The sequence below is a fragment of the Pseudoalteromonas lipolytica genome (assembly GCF_001306915.1).
Taxonomy (GTDB): Bacteria; Pseudomonadota; Gammaproteobacteria; order Enterobacterales; family Alteromonadaceae; genus Pseudoalteromonas; species Pseudoalteromonas simplex.
In genome coordinates this window covers 182,491-206,563 of the sequence record NZ_LJTC01000007.1, presented here as the reverse complement: position 1 = coordinate 206,563, position 24,073 = coordinate 182,491, and the positions used below count along the sequence as shown (strand labels likewise).

General features: G+C 43.0%; 23 protein-coding genes. All 23 read left to right on the top strand.

Annotated elements, in window-relative coordinates:
- Positions 1 to 13: 13 nt before the first annotated feature.
- Positions 14 to 1,729 carry a flagellar basal-body MS-ring/collar protein FliF gene (gene fliF, locus AOG27_RS12115; RefSeq protein ID WP_054553275.1) on the top strand — a complete coding sequence of 572 codons (1,716 nt, stop codon included), beginning with the start codon at positions 14 to 16 and terminating at the stop codon, positions 1,727 to 1,729.
- Entirely contained in the window at positions 1,722 to 2,762 is a 1,041-nt protein-coding gene (fliG, locus tag AOG27_RS12110; RefSeq protein WP_054553274.1) for a flagellar motor switch protein FliG, read from the top strand. The genes fliF and fliG overlap by 8 nt, the downstream gene beginning before the upstream one ends.
- 3 nt (positions 2,763 to 2,765) lie before the next feature.
- Positions 2,766 to 3,584, top strand: coding sequence for a flagellar assembly protein FliH (gene fliH / locus AOG27_RS12105; protein WP_054553273.1), 819 nt, complete (start codon positions 2,766 to 2,768; stop codon positions 3,582 to 3,584).
- A gap of 17 nt (positions 3,585 to 3,601) precedes the next feature.
- A complete protein-coding gene (gene fliI / locus AOG27_RS12100; RefSeq protein WP_054553272.1) occupies positions 3,602 to 4,936 on the top strand; it encodes a flagellar protein export ATPase FliI in 1,335 nt (444 codons plus the stop codon).
- Positions 4,936 to 5,391, top strand: coding sequence for a flagellar export protein FliJ (gene fliJ / locus AOG27_RS12095; protein ID WP_054553271.1), 456 nt, complete (start codon positions 4,936 to 4,938; stop codon positions 5,389 to 5,391). Before fliI ends, fliJ begins: the two co-directional genes overlap by 1 nt.
- A 112-nt stretch (positions 5,392 to 5,503) precedes the next feature.
- Positions 5,504 to 7,822 carry a flagellar hook-length control protein FliK gene (locus AOG27_RS12090; RefSeq protein ID WP_054553270.1) on the top strand — a complete coding sequence of 773 codons (2,319 nt, stop codon included), beginning with the start codon at positions 5,504 to 5,506 and terminating at the stop codon, positions 7,820 to 7,822.
- Between the two features lie 72 nt (positions 7,823 to 7,894).
- Positions 7,895 to 8,416, top strand: coding sequence for a flagellar basal body-associated protein FliL (gene fliL / locus AOG27_RS12085; protein ID WP_054553269.1), 522 nt, complete (start codon positions 7,895 to 7,897; stop codon positions 8,414 to 8,416).
- Between the two features lie 9 nt (positions 8,417 to 8,425).
- Positions 8,426 to 9,517: a flagellar motor switch protein FliM gene (gene fliM, locus AOG27_RS12080; RefSeq protein ID WP_054553268.1), complete on the top strand. Its 1,092-nt coding sequence runs from the start codon at positions 8,426 to 8,428 to the stop codon at positions 9,515 to 9,517.
- Between the two features lie 22 nt (positions 9,518 to 9,539).
- Positions 9,540 to 9,941: a flagellar motor switch protein FliN gene (fliN, locus tag AOG27_RS12075; protein WP_054553267.1), complete on the top strand. Its 402-nt coding sequence runs from the start codon at positions 9,540 to 9,542 to the stop codon at positions 9,939 to 9,941.
- Positions 9,938 to 10,321, top strand: coding sequence for a flagellar biosynthetic protein FliO (gene fliO, locus AOG27_RS12070; RefSeq protein WP_054553266.1), 384 nt, complete (start codon positions 9,938 to 9,940; stop codon positions 10,319 to 10,321). Before fliN ends, fliO begins: the two co-directional genes overlap by 4 nt.
- 4 nt (positions 10,322 to 10,325) lie before the next feature.
- Positions 10,326 to 11,066: a flagellar type III secretion system pore protein FliP gene (gene fliP / locus AOG27_RS12065; RefSeq protein WP_054553265.1), complete on the top strand. Its 741-nt coding sequence runs from the start codon at positions 10,326 to 10,328 to the stop codon at positions 11,064 to 11,066.
- A 40-nt stretch (positions 11,067 to 11,106) separates the two neighbouring features.
- The gene (gene fliQ, locus AOG27_RS12060) at positions 11,107 to 11,376 is read left to right on the top strand and encodes a flagellar biosynthesis protein FliQ (RefSeq protein ID WP_054553264.1); all 270 of its coding nucleotides are present in this window, start codon (positions 11,107 to 11,109) and stop codon (positions 11,374 to 11,376) included.
- Entirely contained in the window at positions 11,377 to 12,156 is a 780-nt protein-coding gene (gene fliR / locus AOG27_RS12055; protein ID WP_054553263.1) for a flagellar biosynthetic protein FliR, read from the top strand. It abuts the gene before it with no gap.
- 9 nt (positions 12,157 to 12,165) lie between these two features.
- Entirely contained in the window at positions 12,166 to 13,296 is a 1,131-nt protein-coding gene (flhB, locus tag AOG27_RS12050) for a flagellar biosynthesis protein FlhB (RefSeq protein ID WP_054553262.1), read from the top strand.
- Between the two features lie 71 nt (positions 13,297 to 13,367).
- Positions 13,368 to 15,479 (top strand): flagellar biosynthesis protein FlhA, encoded by a 2,112-nt coding sequence (flhA, locus tag AOG27_RS12045; protein WP_054553261.1) that lies wholly within the window; start codon positions 13,368 to 13,370, stop codon positions 15,477 to 15,479.
- A gap of 20 nt (positions 15,480 to 15,499) precedes the next feature.
- Positions 15,500 to 16,981 carry a flagellar biosynthesis protein FlhF gene (gene flhF, locus AOG27_RS12040; RefSeq protein WP_054553260.1) on the top strand — a complete coding sequence of 494 codons (1,482 nt, stop codon included), beginning with the start codon at positions 15,500 to 15,502 and terminating at the stop codon, positions 16,979 to 16,981.
- Positions 16,974 to 17,834 carry a MinD/ParA family ATP-binding protein gene (locus tag AOG27_RS12035; RefSeq protein WP_054553259.1) on the top strand — a complete coding sequence of 287 codons (861 nt, stop codon included), beginning with the start codon at positions 16,974 to 16,976 and terminating at the stop codon, positions 17,832 to 17,834. The genes flhF and AOG27_RS12035 overlap by 8 nt, the downstream gene beginning before the upstream one ends.
- Positions 17,835 to 17,860: 26 nt before the next feature.
- Positions 17,861 to 18,571 (top strand): RNA polymerase sigma factor FliA, encoded by a 711-nt coding sequence (locus AOG27_RS12030; protein ID WP_054553325.1) that lies wholly within the window; start codon positions 17,861 to 17,863, stop codon positions 18,569 to 18,571.
- 40 nt (positions 18,572 to 18,611) lie between these two features.
- On the top strand, positions 18,612 to 18,995 hold the full coding sequence (cheY, locus tag AOG27_RS12025) for a chemotaxis response regulator CheY (protein WP_016708035.1): 384 nt from the start codon (positions 18,612 to 18,614) through the stop codon (positions 18,993 to 18,995).
- A 17-nt stretch (positions 18,996 to 19,012) separates the two neighbouring features.
- Entirely contained in the window at positions 19,013 to 19,780 is a 768-nt protein-coding gene (locus AOG27_RS12020) for a protein phosphatase CheZ (protein ID WP_054553258.1), read from the top strand.
- Between the two features lie 15 nt (positions 19,781 to 19,795).
- A complete protein-coding gene (locus AOG27_RS12015; RefSeq protein ID WP_054553257.1) occupies positions 19,796 to 22,087 on the top strand; it encodes a chemotaxis protein CheA in 2,292 nt (763 codons plus the stop codon).
- Between the two features lie 62 nt (positions 22,088 to 22,149).
- The gene (locus tag AOG27_RS12010; RefSeq protein WP_054553256.1) at positions 22,150 to 23,310 is read left to right on the top strand and encodes a protein-glutamate methylesterase/protein-glutamine glutaminase; all 1,161 of its coding nucleotides are present in this window, start codon (positions 22,150 to 22,152) and stop codon (positions 23,308 to 23,310) included.
- Positions 23,303 to 24,067 (top strand): flagellar motor protein, encoded by a 765-nt coding sequence (locus tag AOG27_RS12005; RefSeq protein ID WP_054553255.1) that lies wholly within the window; start codon positions 23,303 to 23,305, stop codon positions 24,065 to 24,067. The genes AOG27_RS12010 and AOG27_RS12005 overlap by 8 nt, the downstream gene beginning before the upstream one ends.
- Positions 24,068 to 24,073: the final 6 nt, after the last annotated feature.

Below are 24,073 nucleotides of genomic sequence, written 5' to 3'. Positions count from 1 at the left end.
GTGGAGAATTATTGTGGCGCAATCTAATCAATCAACTGATCTAGCCTTAGCAGGCGGCGGTATCGATGCAACCGATACTGACGATCAACAAGAGCAAAAGTCAGGCTACCTAAGTGCCTTAAATGGTGTAGACGTTTTACGCCAGGCTACTTTAGTGATTGCTTTAGCAATCTGTTTGGCTATCGCAATTTTTATTATTATTTGGGCTCGTCAGCCAGATATGCGTCCGCTTGGCAAAATGCCAACGGAAGAGCTAATTCAAACGCTGGACTTTTTAGACGCTCAAAAGATTGATTACGAACTTGATGGTAACGTCATCTCTGTTGAAGAAGGTGAATACCAAAACATTAAATTATTGATGGCTCGTGAAGGCCTAGAGCAAGCGCCAAGCTCAGGTACTGACATCATTATGCAAGACATGGGGTTTGGTGTAAGCCAACGCCTTGAACGTGAACGTTTAAAACATGGTCGTGAGCAACAGCTTGCACGTACCATCGAAGAGCTAAAAAATGTTACTCGCGCCAAAGTACTTTTAGCTATTCCAAAAGAAAACGTATTTGCTCGTCGTGAAAAACAACCTTCAGCAACGGTAGTACTAACCTTAAAACGCGGCCGTACGCTTGATGGTGAAGAAGTTGACTCAGTAGTTGATATTGTTGCCTCAGCAGTCCAAGGTTTATCGCCAGAGCGTGTTACTGTTACCGATCAAAATGGTCGTTTACTGAATTCAGGCTCACAAAACTCACTTGCTGCTCGCTCTCGTAAAGAGTATGAAATTGAGCGTAAGCGTGAAGAAGAATACTTAAATAAAATCGATAGCATCCTTATTCCAGTTGTAGGTTTAGGTAACTACACAGCGCAAGTCGACTTAAATATGGATTTTAGTGCAGTCGAAGAAACACAAAAACGTTATAACCCAGACTTACCCGCTGTGCGCAGTGAAACCACGTTCGAAGAAAACAACATTGGTGGTCTTGCTGTGGGCATTCCAGGTGCGCTAACGAATCAGCCGCCAGTTAACTCTAATATTCCTGAGGTCGCTGGCCAAGGTAGTGCAGGTTCAGCAACGAACCCAAGTCGTTCGCATAAAGAAGCAACACGTAACTACGAACTTGATACCACAATTTCGCATAAGCGCCAGCAAACCGGTGTTATCCGCCGCATCAGTGTGTCAGTTGCCGTTGATTATGTACCACAAGTAGGTGAAAACGGTGAGACAACTATGGTTCCTCGCTCTGTCGAAGCATTGTCAAATATTCGTCGCTTACTACAAGGTGGTGTTGGGTTTGATATGCAACGCGGTGATGCACTTGAAGTCGTTACAGTGCCATTTGTAAGACAAGATACAGGTGAAGCGATTGAAGTTCCACTTTGGGAGCAAGATTGGTTCATGAAGATGCTACGCTTAGCATTAGGTGCACTGGTTATCATCGTACTTATTGTCTTTGTTGTAAGACCTATGCTGAAACGTCTAATTTACCCAGACGATACACTAGAAGAATATGATGAAGATGCATTAAGTGCAGGTGTAGATATTGGTGATAGCACGCTAGATATGCTAAATAAAGACTTTGACTCTGCTGCTGTAGGATTCTCAAGTGATGGTACACTACAGCTGCCAGACTTACATGGCGATGAAGATTTACTCAAAGCAGTTCGTGCATTGGTTGCAAATGAACCAGAACTGTCTTCTCAAGTAGTGAAAGCGTGGTTAACAGAAGATGACTGATCAAGAACAAAAACAATTACCACCGGCGTTTGATGTTGATAAATTAGACGGTGTTGATAAGGCGGCAATCTTATTGCTGAGCTTATCAGAAGAAGATGCTGCGCAAATCCTTAAGCACTTAGAGCCAAAGCAAGTGCAAAAAGTGGGTATGGCAATGGCCGCACTAGATGATTTATCGCAAGCGAAAATTAGCGCAGTCCATAATTTGTTTATTGAGCAAATTCAAAGCTTCAGTACCATTGGCTTCCAGTCTGAAGACTTTATTAAAAAAGCCCTTACAGCAGCGCTTGGTGAAGACAAGGCTGCCAGCCTTATTGACCAAATTGTTATGGGCTCAGGGGCGAAAGGTCTTGATTCATTGAAGTGGATGGACTCAAAGCAAGTGGCGAATATCATTCGCAACGAGCACCCGCAAATTCAAACCATTGTTTTATCTTATTTAGAGCCAGAGCAATCAGCGGAAATCTTGTCGCAATTCCCAGAAAAAGTGCGTTTAGATTTAACCATGCGTATTGCAAACCTTGAAGAAGTTCAACCAGCAGCATTGCAAGAGTTGAATGAAATCATGGAGAAACAGTTCGCAGGTCAAGCTGGTGCGCAAGCTGCGAAAATGGGTGGCTTGAAAGCGGCCGCTGATATCATGAACTACCTAGATACCAATGTTGAAGGTCAGTTAATGGATTCAATCCGTGAACACGATGAAGAGATGTCACAGCAAATCCAAGACCTTATGTTTGTCTTTGAGAACTTAATGGATGTTGAAGACCGTGGTATTCAAGCAATTCTTCGTGAAGTACAGCAAGATGTATTAATGAAAGCAATTAAAGGTACTGACGAAGCATTAAAAGAGAAGATTTTGGGCAATATGTCAAAACGTGCCGCTGAATTACTCGCAGATGATCTTGAGGCAATGGGCCCTGTTCGTATTAGCGAAGTAGAAGCGGCACAGAAAGAAATTCTTTCTACGGCACGACGTTTAGCTGACTCAGGCGAAATTATGCTTGGTGGCGGTGGTGGTGAGGAGTTCCTGTAAGCCATGAGTAAGTCTTCATTTCATACAGGACGCCCAGTGCATGCCAGTGAAGCTGCCGATGAATTATTGGAAAACTGGCCAATTCCTGAAGTGACGCAAGATACAACAAAGCTCGCTGGACGCTCAACGGCGTATGGCACGCCTTTAGCTGACTTATATCGTAAAGAGCAGCAAAAGCAGCAGGCCGAAGAGCAGCCAGAAGAGCCTGAAATTCCGTCATTGACCATGGCTGAACTTGAAAAAATCCGTCAAGATGCCTATGAAGAAGGGCTAAAGCAAGGTCATGAACAAGGCTATATAGATGGTTTTGAAAAAGGCGCGCATGAGGGGAAAGAAGCTGGTTTTAAAGAAGGTGTTGAGCTTGGTAAGGAGCAAGGCCAAGAAGAAATTAAGCCTATTTTAGAAGAGCAGCTGACCAACTTAAGAAGCTTACTTGATAGCCTTTCTCAACCATTATCTAAAGTCGATGAAAGTGCCGAAAAGCAGTTAGTGCAATTAGCTGTTATGTTAACTGAAGTCTTAGTTTACCAAGAAATCAAAACCTCACCAGAAGTCATTTTACATGCTTTGAAGCAAGCCATTGATGCGTTAGGTGAAGAGCAAGTGAAAGTACGTATTCACTTACATCCTGATGATATTGCTTTAATTACCGAAAGTTATGGCGAACAAACTATCGCAGATAACCATTGGCAGTTAGTGGCAGAGCCGACTTTAGAGCGCGGTGGCTGCGAAATTAAAACCCCGCAATCATCCCTCGATATGACGATAAAAACTCGCGTCAAAGAAACGTTGGAAAACTTTTTGCATAGCAGTGGTATCTAACACTTTTTAGGCTCATTATGAGTGCTCAATCAATGACTCTTAGCGAACGCTTACAGCGCTATGAAAAACATATCAAGGCTCCAAAACCGGCTGTTGCCGGTATTCTGACGCGTGTTGTTGGTTTAACGCTAGAAGCAAAAGGGCTTAGAGCACCTGTTGGTAGTCAATGTAAAATTGAAACCATTAACGGCTTTGTTGATGCTGAAGTTGTTGGCTTTAATGACCAAACACTGTACTTAATGCCAAATGATCACATCTCTGGCGTACTACCAGGTGCGCGAGTTATCCCAAAAGTAAACGAAACAGGATTGCCTGTAGGCATGAGTTTACTTGGCCGCGTAGTGGATGGCCTTGGTCGGCCACTTGATGGCTTAGGTGCAATTAATGCTGAGCATCACTTAAAGTTTGCGCAAAACGCAATTAACCCGCTGGCAAGACGACCAATCAGTCAACCTATGGATGTAGGTGTACGAGCCATCAACTCCGTTATTACCGTGGGTCAAGGCCAGCGTATGGGTCTGTTTGCAGGCTCTGGTGTTGGTAAATCAGTGCTACTAGGTATGATGACTCGTGGTTCTGAAGCAGATGTAATCGTGGTTGGCCTTGTGGGTGAACGTGGTCGTGAGGTAAAAGAATTCATTGAAGAAATTTTAGGAGTCGAAGGGCGTAAGCGCTCAGTGGTAGTTGCAGCCCCTGCGGATGCGTCACCATTAATGCGTTTAAAAGGCTGTGAAAGTGCAGTGACCATTGCGGAATACTTTCGCGATCAAGGACTTAACGTGTTGTTATTACTTGACTCGGTTACCCGTTATGCCATGGCACAACGTGAAATTGCCTTAGCGGTTGGTGAGCCTCCGGCTACGAAAGGTTATCCGCCTTCAGTATTTGCTAAATTACCTGCGCTGGTGGAGCGTGCCGGTAATGGTGGTGAAGGGCAAGGTGCCATTACTGCGTTTTTTACTGTACTTAGTGAGGGCGATGATATGCAAGACCCAATTGCTGACTCTGCCCGCGCTATTTTAGATGGCCACATTGTTTTATCTCGAGATTTAGCCGACAGTGGTCACTATCCGGCTATTGATATTGAAAAGTCGATTTCTCGTGTAATGCCGCAGGTTGTATCTGAAGCGCATATGCAACAAGCGCGTGTGCTCAAGCAAGTGTATTCAATGTATCAACAAAACAAAGATATGATCACCTTAGGGGCGTACCAAAAAGGCACCGATCCTATGCTCGACCAAGCAATTAATATGATGCCGCGAGTCAATCAATTCCTTCAACAAGGTATGAAAGATGTGATCAGTTATGATGAAGGTCTGCAAGGTCTAGCGCAGTTATTAGGGCAAGGTTAATGGCTAAGAGTAAACTTGATTTATTGTTAAAGCTTGAGAGCGATAAAGAAGAGTCTTTACGCATGGATTATTTAAAAGCACAGCAGCACTTACAAAGTAATCAACAAAAACTGCAAGGGCTTAATAACTTTCGTTTAGAGTATTCTCAGCAGTTACATTTGAAAGGACGCTCTGGTTTGTCTAGCGCTGGCTTCAGCCAATATCATGCTTTTATTGCAAAAATTGAAGAAGCGATACGCCAGCAAGCAAGTACAGTGAATACCGCAAAACAAGTTGTGACACAGCGAAAAGCACTGTGGTTAAAGCAACAAGTGAAAGCAAAAGCAGTAGCGAAGTTAATCGAAAAGCAAGCTGAAAAACAAGCGATGCAAGTGGCAAAAGCAGAACAAAAAATGCTGGATGAATTTGCTGCAAATCAGTTTTATCAGCGTCAACTTAAAAATGCACTTCTTTAAAATACTTCCTTTTTAGGCATGTTAATTGCATTTACCTAACCAGTAGCATTAATTTTGGCACTTGCGGCGGCAAATTGCCTCATTACTTTAGATGACTAGGTTTAGGTGAATTATGGCGATCAGTGATATCAATTTGCAGGTTAAAACTGAGCAAGGTACTGGTTTTTCAGGCAAAGACTCAGAGTCTAACAACAAAGCATCGGGCTTAAGTTTTTTAACTTCACTGACAGAAGCAAGTGAAGCGGCAAACGCGCAAGCAAAAAGTGATGCAGATGCTGACTCAATTGATGAACCTAAAGCTATCAGTACTTCTGAAGAACCTAAATCAGATGCAAAACCAGGCGATGAGAATACAGCGACTGATGCTAAAGCTGCAACTACTCCCACAACTACAGATCAGCAGCCTAAAATAAATCCAGATGTTCGTAATGAAGCTGTAACTAAAGAGCAAAGCGATGAGCTTGCACTTGTAGAAGGTGAAGATAACTCACTGCTTTCGCAAATTAATGCGGCTCAAGCTATGAGTACACGTGTTAATAAATTGATTGAAAATAATGACTTTAGCCCGGTAGTTGTTGATAAAAAACCAACCCCAATCGATACCATTACACCTGTAATACCTTCACCTATGACAGACGTTGCGCAAACCGATGATTCAAAAGTCGCAGCAGAAGATGACAACTCAATCGCAAGTTTATTACATAAGTCTAAAGTTGCGACAGCGGTAGATAGTCAACTAAAAGCGATTGGTGATTTACCGCCAAAAGATAGCGTGACTCCGATTGTTGATGGCCCATTAACAGACAAAGAAAAGCAGGGTGTTTCAGCTGTTAATACACCGGATACAAAACCTCAGGTAGCTAACTTTGCCAGTGCAATACAAGCAACTGACAGTAAAGAAACCACTGTTGATTTAGACGCTGTAAAAACAGCTGATGGAAATGAACTCAGCGCGAATGATAAAAGCAAAGCTGTTTTAAACAAGATGCTCAGCGATGCAAATAATAGCGTTCAAACTGATGCAAAAGCGGCTGAAGTGACGACAAAGCAAGCGCATGGCAACGTTGATAAGCCAGCAGTAAACCTAGCTACTGAGCAGGTAGCTCCGAAGAGCGTTGAAGCAAGCGCGGCAAAAGCATCAGATAAACCAGTAACTGATAAGTCAATCGTTAATCTGCTTGCCAAACTACAAAGTGGCGACGGGCAGGCTGTAAGTGAGTTCGCTAAAGGTTTGTCGCTCAGCACTGATCAACAAAAGCAACTTGAGCAACAAATCAATCAACTAAAAGTTGACAATAAGCTTGGCGCTGATGAGCTGGCAACAATCAAGTCGCTATTGACTGATGTGATGAGTAGTAAGCCTACAACACAAACTGCACAGAGCCCTGTATCACAATTTGCTGTAGAGCAAGACATTGCTGATGAAAGCCTGACAAAACAAGATGCTAAATTAGCTGATAATAAAGCGCTTGATACTAAACTGCCGACTAGCATCGAAAAGCAAATCACTGCACTGACGAAAGATGAGCAGCAAGCACTGTTAAATAAAGTGAATACTCAACTGCAAACGTTAACGCCGGGTACTGCTCAGTACGAAAAACTTTCTGCGGCACAAACTGTGCTCAAAGAGGCTATTAATGCTCCTGCAATAGTCAACACAGCGATGCCGATAACCGCCGCCACAGTCAATGCTGAAAATAATAATACAAAACAAAACAATACTGCGCAGGTTACAGCCGATGTTACAAAGGCTGCAACTAGTGAAGAAGTAACTTTAGAGCTTGATACAAAAATTAATACCGAACGTACACAAGAAGCTGTGCCTTCGCGTGTAGCTCAGTTATTTACTCAGTTAACGACTCAAGCCAATGCAGCAACACAACCGGGTGCCTATGAGGTGGCTCATCAGCAATATGAGCAAGCACTAGACGCACAAACAATGCAGACTCAAGCAACGACACAAACTCAGGCTCACTCTAAATCGGTGAGCATTGACCCTGGTGTAATGCAAGCGATCAATATTATAAAGAGTGACGCCGCAAAGATGCTTCAAGAGCGAGTTAGTGCGTTACTAAATATAAATAACAAAGAAGCGGAAATTCGCTTAGACCCACCAGAAATGGGCAGTATGCAAATTCGTATACGTAGCGATGCTGAACAAGCGCAAATTAATTTTGTTGTTCAAAATCAGCAGGCTAAAGAAGCTTTAGAGCAATCAATGCCACGTTTGCGAGAAATGCTTGCGCAGCAAGGTATTGAACTTGGTGAAAGTAGTATTCAGCAAGGTAACCCTGAGCAACAACAAGAGCAGTCTGGGCAAGGGCAGCTTGCAGGAAATCAACAAGCTGAGGAGCAACAACCAGAAGTAACAGCGCAAAGCGCAGAAACTTCTCGACAACAATCTTCATCATCAATAGATTACTATGCATAAGTCCTGCTATTATAAGAAATAAAATAGTTACAGCGTGATAAACAGCTTGCTGTAACTTTGAGGGAAGTGACAATGGCCGAAGAAGCAAATTTAGAAATAGAAGATACGGGTAAAGGCAAAAAGAAGCTGATTATCATTATTGCAGCTGTAGTGTTGATTGTTGGCGCCGCCGCAGGTTACTTTTTATTTATGGGTGATGATGCCCCTGAAGAGAGCCTAGCAGATGAAACCACAGTGACTGAGGCTGCTGCACCATCTAGCTCCGCACAGATTGGTTCGGCTCTCTATGTCGCAATGCCACGCCCATTTGTATTTAATGTACCCGGTGCGAGTCGCGACCGTATTGTACAAATAAAAGTTCAGCTACTTGTTCGCGGTGAAGTGAACGAAGAAACTGCCAAAAAGCATATTCCACTTATCGAAAGTACCTTACTTGGCGTTCTTTCAACAACGACCGCAGATGAATTAGGTACCAGTGAAGGTAAAGAGTCAGTGCGTGTTGCTGCACTTGAAAAAGTACAATCAGCATTAAGTGATGTTGAAGGTAGCAAAGTGATAGAGCGGGTATTATTCACCGGCTTTGTGATGCAATAAGGGGTCAGCGTGAGCGATTTATTATCTCAAGACGAAATTGATGCGCTTTTACACGGCGTTGATGAAGTCGAAGAGGAAGATATTCACGAAGGTGATGACTTAGACAGTAATACCTTACAGTATGACTTCTCATCACAAGATCGTATTGTCCGTGGTCGTATGCCGACCTTGGAGATCGTGAATGAACGTTTTGCCCGTCATATGCGAATTAGCCTATTTAACATGATGCGCCGCACCGCTGAGGTGTCAATCAACGGCGTGCAAATGATTAAATTTGGCGAATATATCCATACCTTATTCGTGCCAACCAGTTTGAACATGGTACGTTTTCGTCCGTTGAAGGGCACTGGCTTAATTACCATGGAAGCCCGATTAGTATTCATTTTAGTGGATAACTTTTTTGGTGGTGATGGCCGCTATCATGCAAAAATTGAAGGCCGTGAATTTACGCCAACAGAACGACGTATTGTTCAAATGCTACTTAAAATTATCTTCGAAGATTATAAAGAAGCATGGGCGCCGGTAATGGATGTATCTTTTGAGTACCTTGACTCAGAAGTTAACCCAGCAATGGCGAACATCGTAAGTCCAACTGAAGTGGTTGTTATTAGCTCCTTCCATATTGAGCTAGATGGTGGTGGTGGTGATTTCCATATCGCATTACCGTATTCAATGCTTGAGCCTATTCGCGAATTGCTCGATGCCGGTGTGCAATCAGACACCGAAGACACCGACTTACGTTGGAGTAAAGCATTACGTGATGAGATCATGGATGTAGAAGTCGATCTATCGACTCAATTACTTGAGGTTGATTTAACGCTACAACAGATTATGGAGCTTAAAGCTGGCGATATTATCCCAGTTGAAATGCCAGAGCATATCACCGTATTTGTAGAAGAACTGCCGACATTTAGAGCGAAAATGGGCCGCTCACGTGACAATGTGGCACTACAAATTAGCGAAAAAATTAAACGCCCTGAATCAGTTAAGTCAGAACTACATGTGTTCACAAAAGGTGGCAAAAAACTGGATTCAGATGCAGAATTAGCAGAACTAGAAGAAGATCTACATCTATCTGAAGGTGTAGATTTAGACTGGTAGTCGATTTATAAGGTTAAACATAATGAGTGATGATCAAGATACAATGGACGAATGGGCCGCGGCACTAGCCGAAGCTGAAGAGGCTGAGGGTGGCTCAGGCGATGCTGCTGTGGCAGAGCTTGATGAATTAAAAGATGAAAGACATGAGCTATCGGGCGACGAAAAGCGAAAACTTGATACCATCTTGGACATTCCGGTTACTATTTCTATGGAAGTGGGCCGTTCAAAAATCAACATTCGTAACTTATTACAGCTTAACCAAGGTTCGGTGGTAGAACTAGACCGAGTCGCTGGTGAGCCGCTTGATGTATTGGTTAACGGCACGCTGATTGCCCATGGTGAGGTGGTCGTTGTAAACGATAAGTTCGGTATTCGTTTAACTGACGTTATTAGCCAAGTTGAGCGTATTAAAAAGTTACGATGAATGCTTTAGTTGCTTTAACAAGTGCGTCGAGCACTGCATTTCCTACGGCATCACCGACGGCAGATTTACTGTCTATGGTGATGTCTTTGCTTTTAGTGCTGGTGGTTATCATTGCTTTGGCTTTTTTGGTTAAAAAACTAAATCCAAATCTTGCTAATAGTGATGAATTTAAAGTAGTGCGCAGTTTGCCTTTGGGCTCTCGTGAGCGCTTGATGGTCATTGAAATCGATAACGCTCAGCACTTAATTGGTGTGACCCCGCACAGTATTAACTATCTGCATAAACTAGAAACACCATTACAAGAAAAAGAACTGCCAGAACTTGCCAAGAAATTTGGAAAGTTACTGAACCCACAATCACCTTCAAATAAAAAGAATTAACGCTATGATCAAGTGGATACTTATTTTAGCAAGTGTGTTGTTTTTGCCGTCGGTTAACGCTGAAGGCATAGAAGCACTGACCATTACCACCAACCCTGATGGCTCTCAAGATTACTCAGTGACGCTACAAGTATTAGCGATCATGACGGCACTGAGTTTTATTCCAGCAGCGGTCATTATGATGACTTCATTTACACGGATTATTGTGGTTCTGGCGATATTACGCCAAGCAATAGGCTTACAACAAACACCATCGAATCAAATTTTGTTAGGCATGTCGCTGTTTTTAAGTATTTTTATTATGGCGCCAATTTATCAGCAAGTGAATGAGCGCGCTATTGAGCCGTACTTGAATGAGCAAGTTACTTCAGTGCAAGCATTAGAACTTGCCAAAGAGCCAATGAAAGCGTTTATGCTCTCGCAAGTTCGTATAAAAGATTTAGAGACCTTTGCGAAAATAGCTGGTTATGAGCAATTAGATTCGCCAGAAGACACGCCGCTGATTGTATTGATCCCAGCGTTTGTTACCAGCGAATTGCAAACGGCCTTTATCATTGGTTTTATGTTCTTTATCCCATTTTTGATAGTTGATTTAGTGGTGGCCTCCGTATTAATGGCCATGGGTATGATGATGCTTTCGCCGATGATTGTATCTTTGCCGTTTAAGATCATGCTGTTTGTGTTGGTGGATGGCTGGAGCCTTGTGATGGGCACGCTGGCGAAGAGCTTTGGGCTCGGGGTGTAACAATGCAATTCAAGGCACATAATTAGGTAGGAGAGACAGAATGGAACCCGAAATTTTTGTCGATATACTCAGTGACGCGCTATTTTTAGTTATAAAGTTAGTGTCTGCAATCGTAGTACCTGGCTTATTAGTCGGTCTAGTCGTAGCAGTTTTCCAAGCGGCAACATCAATCAATGAGCAAACCTTAAGCTTTTTACCTCGTTTGCTAATTACCATAAGCGCACTTATTATAGGTGGTCACTGGTTCACGCAAGAGCTTATGGACTATTTTACCCGTTTAGTGATGTCTATACCGGAGATTGCAGGCTAAATGGAATTTCCATTTGCGGTCATTATTCAATGGCTCAGCGACTTTTTGCTGCCATTAGTGCGTATTAGCTCAATGATAATGATTATGGCAGGCCTTGGTGCGAAGAATGTACCAAGCCGAATTAAGCTTGGTTTAGCTGTAGTTGTAACCTTTGTTGCTGTGCCTATGCTGCCCCCTGCGACTTTCAACAATCTTTTTTCGTTTGAGATGATTCTTGTGGTCATTCAGCAAATGCTTATTGGTGTGGCGATTGGGTTTGCATCTGTTTTATTGCTAAATACTTTTGTTCTTGCTGGGCAAATACTCGCGATGCAAACAGGTCTTGGTTTTGCGTCCGTAGTTGATCCATCGAATGGTCTGAGTGTACCCGCTGTGGGACAATTTTATCTAATCTTGGCGACCTTGCTTTTCTTTGTGTTCAATGGCCACTTAATGATGATTCAAATGGTCATTCATAGCTTTGAAGTGCTACCAATTGATGGCAATTGGTGGGCGGTTGATCATTACTGGGATATCGTTACTTGGGGTGGTTGGATGTTCACCACAGCCTTGGTGCTTGCTTTAGCTCCACTGACAGCCATGCTTGTTATTAACATGTCGTTTGGTGTAATGACCCGAGCGGCACCGCAGTTAAATATTTTCTCAATTGGCTTTCCGTTTACCTTAGTAGCTGGTCTTGTGATTATTTGGGCAACATTAGGCAACTTTATGACTCAATTTGAGTTTCAGTGGTTAAAAATGGTTGAGTTAATGTGCAGCCTTGTTGGTTGTACACCTTAGGAGCGCGCCATGGCTGAAGATTCTGGTCAAGAAAAAACCGAAGAACCCACGCAGAAAAAAATTGATGATGCCAAGAAGAAAGGTCAGGTTGCCCGCTCAAAAGAGCTAGGTACCATGTTTGTGCTTATTTTTTCTGCAGTTTCATTATTGTTGTATGGCCCTGAAATTGGTAAAGGTCTTTATAATATAATGGGACGTTTATTAAGCCTTAACCGTAATGAAACCTACGACACCACTAAGATGTTTTCAGTGTGGGGAATTGTTGCGGATGCATTGTTATTCCCTATGGCAATGTTTGTGTTGATCATCGTCATAGCCGCTTTTGTTGGCAATACTTTACTGGGAGGTTATAACTTTAGTTGGCAAGCGGCAGCCCCAAAAGCAAGTAAGATGTCGCCAGCTAAAGGTATTAAGCGTATGCTTGGCCCTCAAGCAGGAGTAGAGCTAGTTAAGTCTATTTTAAAATTTGTAGTGGTTGCAGGCTTTGCTGTGTTCTTAATTAATACTTTCTTTGATGAAATACTGCACCTAAGCATTGAAAGCGCGCCCGGAAATTTTATCCATGCACTCGAAATACTATCTTGGATGTTCTTGGGGTTAACTTGTACGTTAATCATTATTGCTGCAATAGATTCTCCTTATCAAAGTCACAAACACCATAAACAGTTAAAAATGACCTTACAAGAGGTAAAAGACGAATTTAAAAACTCTGAGGGTGATCCGCAAATAAAAGCGCGTATTCGCCGTACTCAGCGTGAAATGTCGCAAAGGCGTATGATGCAAGACGTGCCTGATGCAGATGTGATCGTAACTAACCCGACCCATTATTCTGTAGCACTAAAATACGATACAGCTAAAGCGGGTGCGCCTATTGTTCTTGCCAAAGGCGTGGACGAGCTTGCTATGCAAATTCGTAAAGTGGGCAAGGGGAATGACGTGCCAATTGTTGAATCACCCATGCTTACTCGTGCGCTGTATCACACCACCGATGTTGGTCATCAAATACCTGATCAGCTATTCACTGCCGTTGCACAAGTGTTAGCTTATGTCTTCCAGTTAAAACGCTTCCAAAAAGGGCGCGGTAAACGTCCTGTACCACTCAATAAAAAGCTCCCAATACCCGATGCCTACAAATACTAAACAGTAAATTTATAACTTGGAATAGTTATTGCAAATTCCGTGTAGTGTCAATTTTTTGAAATTGTTGAATTATGGAATTTAAAGCGGTATTACAACAACTTAACAGAGATAAAAAAGAATATGCGAAGGGTATCGGCACGCCGTTAATGGTACTTGCTGCGCTGGGTATGGTGATTTTACCCCTGCCGCCATTTCTTTTAGATATTCTATTTTCGTTTAATATCGCGTTAGCACTGGTGGTGTTACTGGTTACAGTTTACACCATGAAACCCCTTGAATTTGGTATGTTCCCTGCGGTTCTACTGATTGCAACCATCATGCGCTTAGCGCTGAATGTCGCCAGTACCCGTGTAGTATTACTCGAAGGTCATAACGGCGGTGATGCAGCCGGTAAAGTTATCGAGGCCTTTGGTTCGGTGGTTATCGGCGGTAACTATGCAGTTGGTTTAGTGGTCTTCCTGATTTTAATCATTATTAACTTTGTGGTTATCACCAAAGGTGCAGGTCGTATTTCTGAAGTATCAGCTCGCTTTACTCTTGATGCAATGCCGGGTAAACAAATGGCGATTGATGCTGATTTAAACGCTGGTTTTATCAGTGCAGAGCAAGCCCGTGAACGCCGTGAAGAGGTTACCCGCGAAGCCGATTTCTATGGTTCAATGGATGGTGCGAGTAAGTTCGTAAAAGGCGATGCAATAGCGGGTATCGTTATTCTAGTGATTAACATCGTTGGTGGTTTATTTGTTGGTATGATCCAACATGATTTATCGTTCAGCCGTGCGATGGAAGTGTACACCTTACTAACCATTGGTGATGGTCTAGTTGCACAACTGCCTTCACTGTTACTGTCTATCGGTACTGCAATCGTTGTTACCCGTCAAAATGAATCGCACAATATGGGCGATCAAGTTAAGACACAGCTAGGTAACGAAAAGTCTTTGTATATCGCATCTGGTATTTTGATCATCATGGGTCTTGTGCCAGGTATGCCGCATATTGCATTTTTAAGCCTAGGTGGATTACTGGGTTACCTTGCTTACTTCACGCAACAACAAAAAGCCAAAGCAGAAGCTGAAAAAGCAGAGCAAGAAGCAAATGGTGGTGCGCCAGGAACAGGTGTTGCTAATAAACAAGAGCAAAAAGAACTGGGTTGGGATGATGTTCAACAGGTTGACGTTATTGGTTTAGAAGTGGGATATCGCTTAATTCCACTGGTAGATCAATCTCAAGGTGGTGAACTATTAAATCGTATCAAAGGTGTGCGTAAGAAATTGTCTCAGGAACTTGGTTTCTTGGTACCTCCTGTGCATATTCGCGATAACTTAGAACTTGACCCAAATGCTTATAGAATCACTATGATGGGGGTTTCAAGCGGTGAAGGTGAGCTTAAGCATGGTGATGAGTTAGCGATTAATCCAGGCCAAGTATTTGGTCCAATCAAAGGGGTTGCCACAAAAGACCCTGCATTCGGATTAGATGCGGTTTGGATCAAACCAGATCAAAAAGATGAAGCACAATCACTTGGCTATACAGTCGTTGATTCAGCAACTGTGGTTGCAACTCATATTAGTCAGTTACTTACTAATAGCGCAGCTTTACTGCTTGGTCATGAAGAAGTGCAAAACTTATTAGATATGTTAGCGAAGAGTCATCCACGTTTAGTTGAAGGACTGGTTCCTGACGTATTACCACTCACTACTATCGTAAAAGTGCTACAAAACTTACTCAATGAAGGGGTGGCAATTCGCGATATGCGCTCGATTGTTCAAACCCTTGTTGAGTATGGCCCACGTAGCCAAGACCCTGATGTACTAACGGCTGCAGTGCGAATTTCACTGCGCAGATTGATCGTTCAAGATGCTGTTGGTATGTCTTCTGAGATCCCTGTCATAACCTTGGCGCCTGAGTTGGAACAGATGTTGCATCAGTCACTTCAGAATGCAGGTGACGAAGGTGCCGGAATAGAGCCAAGCCTTGCAGAGCGACTTCAACAATCATTGAATGAAGCGCATCAAAACCAAGAAATGGCCGGTGAACCTTCGATACTGTTAACGTCAGGAATGTTAAGAACTGTGTTATCTCGCTTCGTTAAGTACACCATCCCAGGTTTAAGGGTGATGTCTTACCAAGAGGTACCAGACGAAAGACAGATTAAGATTGTCAGCTCAGTAGGCCAACAATAGGATAGTAAAGGGGTTGAACCATGAAAATTAAACGTTTTTTTGCTAAAGATATGCGCACAGCACTGAAAGAAGTGAAAGATGAACTAGGTGTTGATGCGGTTATTATGTCGAACAAAAAGCTTGCTAACGGCGTTGAAATCGTTGCAGCTGTTGATTACGACAAAGCAGCCCCGAAAGCCGAAGCTAAACCAGCAGTGGCACAATCAGCACCTGCTCCACAGCATAACTTTGTTAAACCTGAGCCAATGCGTGCTAAACCTGAGCCGCAAGCAAAAGTTGCTGATAGCCTTCAAGCGTTACTTGAGCGTCAAGCCCCACGCCCTCGTTCGCCAGAGCTTGCGTCAATGTTTAGTCAATCTGGTATTGATACGAGTGAACACTATCAAGCAAAAGAGCCAAGCTTTGAGCAGCAACAGCCACAATACAAGCAAGCTCCTCGTTATCAACCGCAGGCAGCACCTCGTGTACAAACTCAAGCTCATAGCCTTGGTTTTGATGACGATTTAGATTCAGGTTTTGATGATTTAGATTCACCCGCTGAGCATAAAAACTCAGCACCTGCGAATCAATCAGAAATGACGACTATGCGGGAAGAAATGAATGCGATTCGTCAATTACTTGAACACCAAGTATCTGGCTTAATGCAACAGGATATGGCTCGCCGCGATCCGACTCGTGCATGTATGATTGACCGCTTAGCGGGTATGGGCATTGAACGTGATGTTGCTGAGCAAATGGCCTGTTTCATTCCTGACGATGTATCACGTCAACAAGCGTGGCAAGCATTACTGCAAATGGTTGAAAACCAAATGCATACAACGAATAACGAAATCCTACGTCAAGGTGGTGTATTCGCATTAGTGGGCCCAACGGGTGTTGGTAAAACAACGACTGTTGCGAAATTAGCTGCACTGGGTGCACAAAAATATGGTGCTGATAAAGTGGCGTTGATCACCACTGATACATATAGAATTGGTGCCTACGAACAATTGGCTACTTATGGTCGTATTATTGGCTGTGGTGTTAAGCAGGTAAAAGATGCGAATGAATTAGCTGAAGTGCTATACCATTTACGTAATAAGCGTCTAGTATTAATAGATACAGCGGGTATGAGCCAACGTGATTTACGTTTAACTGAGCAATTAAACACCTTAATGCGTAATCAGCGTGTTGATATTCGTAGTTATTTAGTATTAAGTGCGACAGCACAGATAAATGTGTTGCAAGAAACCGTAAGACACTTTAAAAAGGTTCATCTAAGTGGCTGTATCTTCACTAAATTGGATGAATCTTTAAGTTTAGGTGAGATTATTAGTATAGCGATTCAAAATCGCCTGCCAATAGGGTATCTTACTAACGGTCAGCGTGTTCCTGAAGATATTCGCGTAGCGAATGCTGAAAAACTAGTGAAAAAAGCTGAACAATTGTATTTAAAACGAGCAAAAGCACAACATTCACGACGTCAAGCAGTAGCGTCGAACACAGTAGGGATGTATGATTAACACAGTATTAGATCAAGCAAGCGGCCTGCGCAAAATGAATCAAAATAATAATAGTGGCGTTAAAGTTATCGCTGTGACTGGCGGTAAAGGTGGAGTGGGTAAAACCAATGTTTCACTCAACACCGCAATCGCATTAGGGCAGCAAGGAAATCGTGTATTAGTACTAGATGCCGATTTAGGTTTGGCAAACTGTGACGTGATGCTTGGCCTTCGTGTTGAACGTAACTTATCTCATGTTTTGTCAGGCGAGTGTGAGCTTGACGAAATTCTCGTTGAAGGCCCTGCAGGCATCAAAATTGTACCAGCGACGTCTGGTTCGCAAAGTATGGTTGAATTAACGCCATCTGAGCATGCAGGTCTTATTCGCGCTTTTAGCGAGTTAAACACCGAGTTTGATATTTTAATTGTCGATACCGCCGCAGGTATTTCTGACATGGTATTAAGCTTTTCTCGTGCAGCCCAAGACGTTGTTGTGGTTGTATGTGATGAACCTACCTCAATCACCGATGCTTATGCGCTTATTAAAGTGCTTAGCCGTGAGCATGGCGTATATAAATTTAAAATTGTTGCTAATATGGTGCGCAGTTTGCGTGAAGGGCAAGAATTATTTGCTAAACTTTCAAAAGTAACGGATCGCTTTTTAGACGTTTCAATGGAGTTGGTAGCTACCATTCCTTATGACGAGAACATGCGTAAATCTACGCGACGTCAAAAGGTGATTGTTGAATTATTTCCAAACTCACCAGCTGCGGTGGCGTTTAAAACATTAGCAACAAAAGCAGTTAAGTGGCCGATCCCTAATCAACCTTCTGGCCATTTAGAATTTTTCATTGAAAAACTAGTAAACGGCTAACTATGACAACATCGGTGAATAAAGCGATGGGATATCAATCAGCACAAAACTTAAATGCGATTGTTGAAAAACATGCCTCTTTAGTTAAAAAAGTGGCGTGCCATCTAATTGCTCGTTTACCTGCCAGTGTCCAACTCGATGATTTAATTCAATCAGGCATGATAGGTCTAATTGAAGCATCAAAAAACTTTGATGCTAGCAAAGGGGCTAGTTTCGAAACTTTCGCTGGAATTCGTATTCGTGGTGCGATGTTAGACGAAATTCGTAGAGGTGACTGGGCACCACGCTCAGTTCACCGAAATGCCCGTCTAGTGGCTGAAACCATAGCCGAATTAGAAAGCACGCTAAATCGTGAACCTAAAGATACAGAAGTCGCTGAAAAACTTGATATAACGCTCGATGAGTACCATCATATTCTACATGATGTAAATTCTAGTAAAGTATTAGGTATAGAGGACTTAGGCGTTGATGAAGACGTCATTACACCTGTAGGTCAGGATTTAGGACTAGACAAACCGTTTAATAACGTTAAAAATGAGCGGTTTAACCAGTCTCTATTAACGGCTATCCAATCGTTACCAGAAAGAGATGCACTTGTTTTGTCTTTGTACTACAACGACGAAATGAACTTAAAAGAAATAGGACACATACTCGATGTTAGTGAATCGCGTGTGAGTCAGATACATGGTCAGGCGATGATTAAGCTCAAAGCAAAAATCAATGACTGGATTAATTAGTAGTAAGTAAATATAGGTTCAAACCTCACCGGAGGATGTTTTGGATAAAAACATGAAAATTCTTGTTGTTGATGATTTTTCTACAATGAGACGTATCATTAAAAATCTATTAAGGGATTTAGGTTTTACCAATGTGCAGGAAGCTGACGATGGGTCAACAGCATTGCCAATGCTACAAAATCAAGAATTTGATTTTGTTGTAACAGATTGGAACATGCCAGGTATGCAAGGCATTGATTTGTTAAGAGCAATTCGTGCTGATGATAGCCTTAAGCATATTCCTGTATTAATGGTGACAGCTGAAGCGAAAAAAGAACAAATTGTTGCTGCTGCTCAAGCGGGTGTTAATGGCTATATCGTTAAACCATTCACTGCTGCGACACTTAAAACCAAATTGGAAAAAGTGTTTGAACGTTTAGGTTAATCTAAGGGGAGAGGCTTATGTCAGCACTAGCTGCGCCTCAAATAAGTTTAGAGCAAGCTCGTCAACTTGTTGAGTTTCTTGAAAATGGTGAACAAGAAAAAGCTGATCAGCTGATACTTGAAACAGCATCAAAAGAACAATCAGAGCTGTTTGCTGAAATCGGTAAACTGACGCGACAATTACATGAAGCGCTAAAAAACTTTGATCTAGATACTCGTCTTTCAGATTTAACTACCGATGCGATCCCAGACGCTAAGCAGCGCTTAAATTATGTTATGGAAATGACAGAAAGCGCCGCTAACAAAACCATGGATGCAGTTGAAGCTAGTTTACCTTTAGCGCAACAACTTGCAGATGAAATAGCGACGATTAAACCAACGTGGGATCGTTTAATGAGCCGAGAAATAGAGCTCGGTGAGTTTAAAAAGCTATGTCATAGCTTAGATAATTTTATGAATAACTCGCATACTAAAACCGATGAGCTACAGGGCTTGATGACCAATGTGCTGATGGCACAGGACTATCAAGATTTGACGGGGCAAGTAATCCGTCGCGTCATTGAGTTAGTGCGAGAAGTAGAAGACAGTTTAATTAATCTCTTAACTGTGTTTGGCAGTCAAGAAGATGGTCATCAACAACAAGAAAAACAGGCCATAGAAAAAGCACCTGCAACAAGTGATACACTAGCAGGTCCTGAAGGGCCGATTATTGATAAAGACTCTCGTGATGATGTTGTCTCAGGACAAGATGAAGTCGATGATCTATTATCAAGTCTGGGCTTCTAAGAGGAGAGTAGCTGCATGAGCTTTGAAGTCGATGAAGATATTTTACAGGATTTCCTTGTTGAGGCAGGAGAAATCTTAGAGCTTTTGTCAGAGCAATTAGTTGAGCTTGAGAACAATCCCGAAGACAAAGATCTCTTAAACGCCATTTTTAGAGGCTTCCACACTGTCAAAGGCGGTGCAGGCTTTTTAAGCATGACTGAACTTGTTGATGCGTGTCACGGTGCAGAGAATGTTTTCGATTTATTACGCCAAGGTGTTCGCAGTGTCACTCCTGAGCTTATGGATGTTATTTTACAAGCTCTGGATACCATCAACGAAATGTTCGCAACGATTCAAAATCGTGAGCAACCAGAGCCTGCAGATCCTGCGCTTCTAGACGTTCTTCATAAATTAAGCCAACCCCCTACAGCGGAAGAGCTTGCAGGTGAAGATGTATCAGTAGCAGACGATGTAGCAGTTGCACCTGAAGAACCTGCTGTTGAAGAGGCTGTTGTTGATGCACCTGAAGTAACAGCTAACACGGCAGCAGACAATATTGATGAAGATGATCCATTTGCGTTTGATATGTTGTTTGATGGCGGCGGTCTTGCTGATAGTAAGGCAGAACCACAGAATATTGATGAAATTACTGAAGATGAGTTTGAAAGCCTCCTCGATGAATTACATGGTAAAGGTCAAGGGCCAGCAGCGGCTGCTCCTGAAGCTATTAGCAGTGATAGTGATGACATCACCGATGATGAATTCGACAGTTTATTAGACGAATTACATGGTGTTGGTAATTTTGGTGAAGTAAAACAAGAAAATATAGCCAAACCTGAAACAGTAAAATCTGCACAACCAACTCCTCAAGCGCCAGCAGTAGATACTACAAGCAGTGACTCAGACGATGAAATTAGCGATGACGAGTTTGAGGCGTTGCTTGATGAATTACATGGTAAAGGTACAGCTCCACAGTCTTTAGAAACGGCTGCGCCAGAAAAAGCGCCTGAACCACCTAAAGCTGAACCTGCAAAACCGGCACAGCCAGCAGCATCAAAACCGGCACCTACTCCTAAGCCTGCCGCAGCTGCACCTAAACCGGCTCCAGCTCCTGCAAAAGCACCAGCAGCTTCTGCTGCACCGAAAAAAGCGCCACCACCACAAGCTGAAACAACGGTTCGTGTTGATACCAAGCGCTTGGACGAAATCATGAACATGGTGGGTGAGCTGGTATTAGTACGCAACCGTTTGGTTAGCCTTGCAAATAACAGTAACAGCGAATCAATGGGTAAAGCCATCTCTAATTTAGATGTGGTAACTGCAGACCTGCAAGGTGCGGTGATGAAAACCCGCATGCAGCCAATTAAGAAAGTATTTGGCCGCTTCCCACGCGTTGTGCGTGACTTAGCTCGCAGCTTGAAAAAAGACATTAACCTGCAGCTGGTTGGTGAAGAAACCGATTTAGACAAAAACTTAGTAGAAGCGCTTGCCGATCCGCTCGTGCATTTAGTTCGTAACTCTGTTGACCATGGTATTGAAATGCCAGATGTGCGTGAAGCCGCGGGTAAACCACGTACCGGTACAGTCACTCTTTCTGCTTCGCAAGAAGGCGATCATATCTTATTGACCATTCGTGATGATGGTGCAGGTATGGATGCTGAGAAGTTGAAAAAAATTGCTATCAGCAAAGGTGTGATCGATCACGACCAAGCAAGCCGCTTGTCGGATACCGAAGCTTACAACTTAATTTTTGCGCCTGGTTTCTCAACCAAAGAAGAGATATCTGATATTTCAGGCCGCGGCGTCGGCATGGATGTAGTAAAAACAAAAATCACCCAGTTAAATGGCTCTGTCAATATTCAGTCAGAGCTGGGTGTAGGTACTGTATTAGAAATCAAGGTGCCATTAACACTGGCTATTTTACCGACTCTTATGGTTATTGTTGGCGAGCAAACATTTGCTTTACCACTTGCTGGTGTGAGTGAAATTTTCCATCTTGATTTAACTAAAACTAATGTCGTTGATGGTCAACTGACAATAATTGTGCGTGAAAAAGCGATCCCGCTTTTCTATTTACAACATTGGTTAGTAAAAGGTGCCAACCGCCAAGAACGTAAAGCTGAAGGTCACGTAGTTATTGTTCAAATCGGTACTAAACAAGTGGGCTTTGTGGTTGACTCGTTAATTGGCCAGGAAGAAGTTGTTATCAAACCTTTAGATGCCTTATTGCAAGGTACGCCAGGCATGGCTGGTGCGACAATTACTTCTGATGGTGGGATTGCATTGATCCTCGACGTACCTAGCATGCTTAAACACTACGTTGGCTAATAATAAATAATAAAGTGCAGCGTTTAACTGCACTTTAAGTGATATAAAACAAGAGAGTGCCAATGGCAGTCAAAGTATTAGTTGTTGATGATTCAAGCTTTTTTCGCCGCAGAGTCAGCGAAATTTTAGAGCAAGACAGCAATATTCAAGTAATTGGTTTTGCCGTAAACGGTCGTGAAGCGGTCGATAAAGCCCGTGAATTAAAACCTGATGTAATTACTATGGATGTTGAAATGCCGGTTCTTGATGGCATTAGTGCCGTGAAAGAAATAATGGCAGCAACACCGACTCCTATTTTAATGTTCTCATCACTCACCCGTGATGGCGCAACAGCAACCCTAGATGCATTGGATGCTGGGGCCCTTGATTTTTTACCGAAAAAGTTCGAAGACATTGCACGCAATAATGAAGATGCAATCGCGCTTTTACAAAATAAAGTAAAAGAAATTGGTCGCCGTCGCATTTCTCGTTTCTCGCGCCCAGCACCTATTTCGAGATCAACTCCGACTCCTACACTAAGAAGTAGTGGCGCTACAAGCAGTAACGGTATTGTCCAGCCTGATCGCAGTTTTAGCCGTCCTGCTGCTGCAAGTTCGCCGGCTGCATCGTCATCGAATACGAGTAATATTCGCGCTTCGGGCAAGAAATATCAATTGGTTGCTATCGGTACATCAACCGGTGGACCTGTGGCGCTTCAAACAATTTTGACTCAGCTGCCAGCTAATTTCCCACATCCTATTTTGCTTATTCAGCATATGCCAGCTGCGTTTACGCCAGCTTTTGCTGCAAGGCTAAATGGCTTATGCAAAATCAATGTTAAAGAAGCGCAAAATGGTGACCGTTTAGTGCCTGGCACCGCTTACTTAGCGCCAGGTGGCCAACAAATGCTAATAGAGGGGCGTGGTGGTTCTCGCACTCTGCGAGTATTTGAAGACGATAGTCCGCGTATTACTTACAAGCCGAGTGTTGATGTGACTTTTGCAAGTGCTGCAAAAACCTTCGGCGGTGATGTGCTAGCTGTAGTATTAACGGGCATGGGCGCAGATGGCCGTGATGGTGCGCGTATGCTTAAGCAAGTCGGTGCGACTATTTGGGCGCAAGATGAAAAAACCAGTGTGGTGTATGGTATGCCACAAGCTGTTGCTAATGCCGGCTTGGCGAGTGAAAGCTTAGCGCTTGCAGATGTTGCGAATCGTTTAACGCGTGAGACTGGTTGTGGATAAACTGTCTTTCCTTGGCTTAATTGTCGCAGTAAGTGCCATCGCCTTTGGTTATGCATTAGAGGGCGGGGTTGTTTCTGCACTGTTTAATGGTCCTGCGCTTATCATCGTGCTTGGTGGTACGCTTGGGGCTGTCATGCTTCAGACCCCAGCAAGTGTTTTTACTAAAACACTTAAGATCAGTCATTGGGTGTTTTTTCCGCCGTATCACGATATTGATGCAGCCATCGAGCAAGTAAAGCGTTGGTCACATAAAGCACGTCAAGAAGGTTACTTAGCCCTTGAGTCGGAAGCGCTGTCGCACTCAGACCCGTATGCGGCAAAGGGCTTGAGTCTACTTGTTGATGGGATTGATGAGCAAAAGCTTAGAGATACGCTTGAAATTGATTTAATGCTTGAACGCGAACGCTTACTCGAGGTAAGTCGAGTTTATGAAGCTATGGGCGGTTATAGCCCTACAATCGGTATTTTAGGTGCAGTACTCGGTTTGATTCAGGCTATGCAATTTATAACGGATCCTGAAAAACTGGGTGCCGGTGTGGCTACTGCGTTTATCGCTACTATTTACGGTGTTGGTTTAGCTAACTTATTATTCTTGCCAATGGCGAATAAACTTAAGCAGCAAGTTGAGCAAAAAATGCTGTATCATGAACTACTTGCTGAAGGCATTATTGCTATTTCGCAAGGTGAAAGCCCACTAAATATCGAACTAAAACTTGAGGCGTACCGTGTAGAGCGCCCAAGCTTAGTTGACGAGTAATTTATT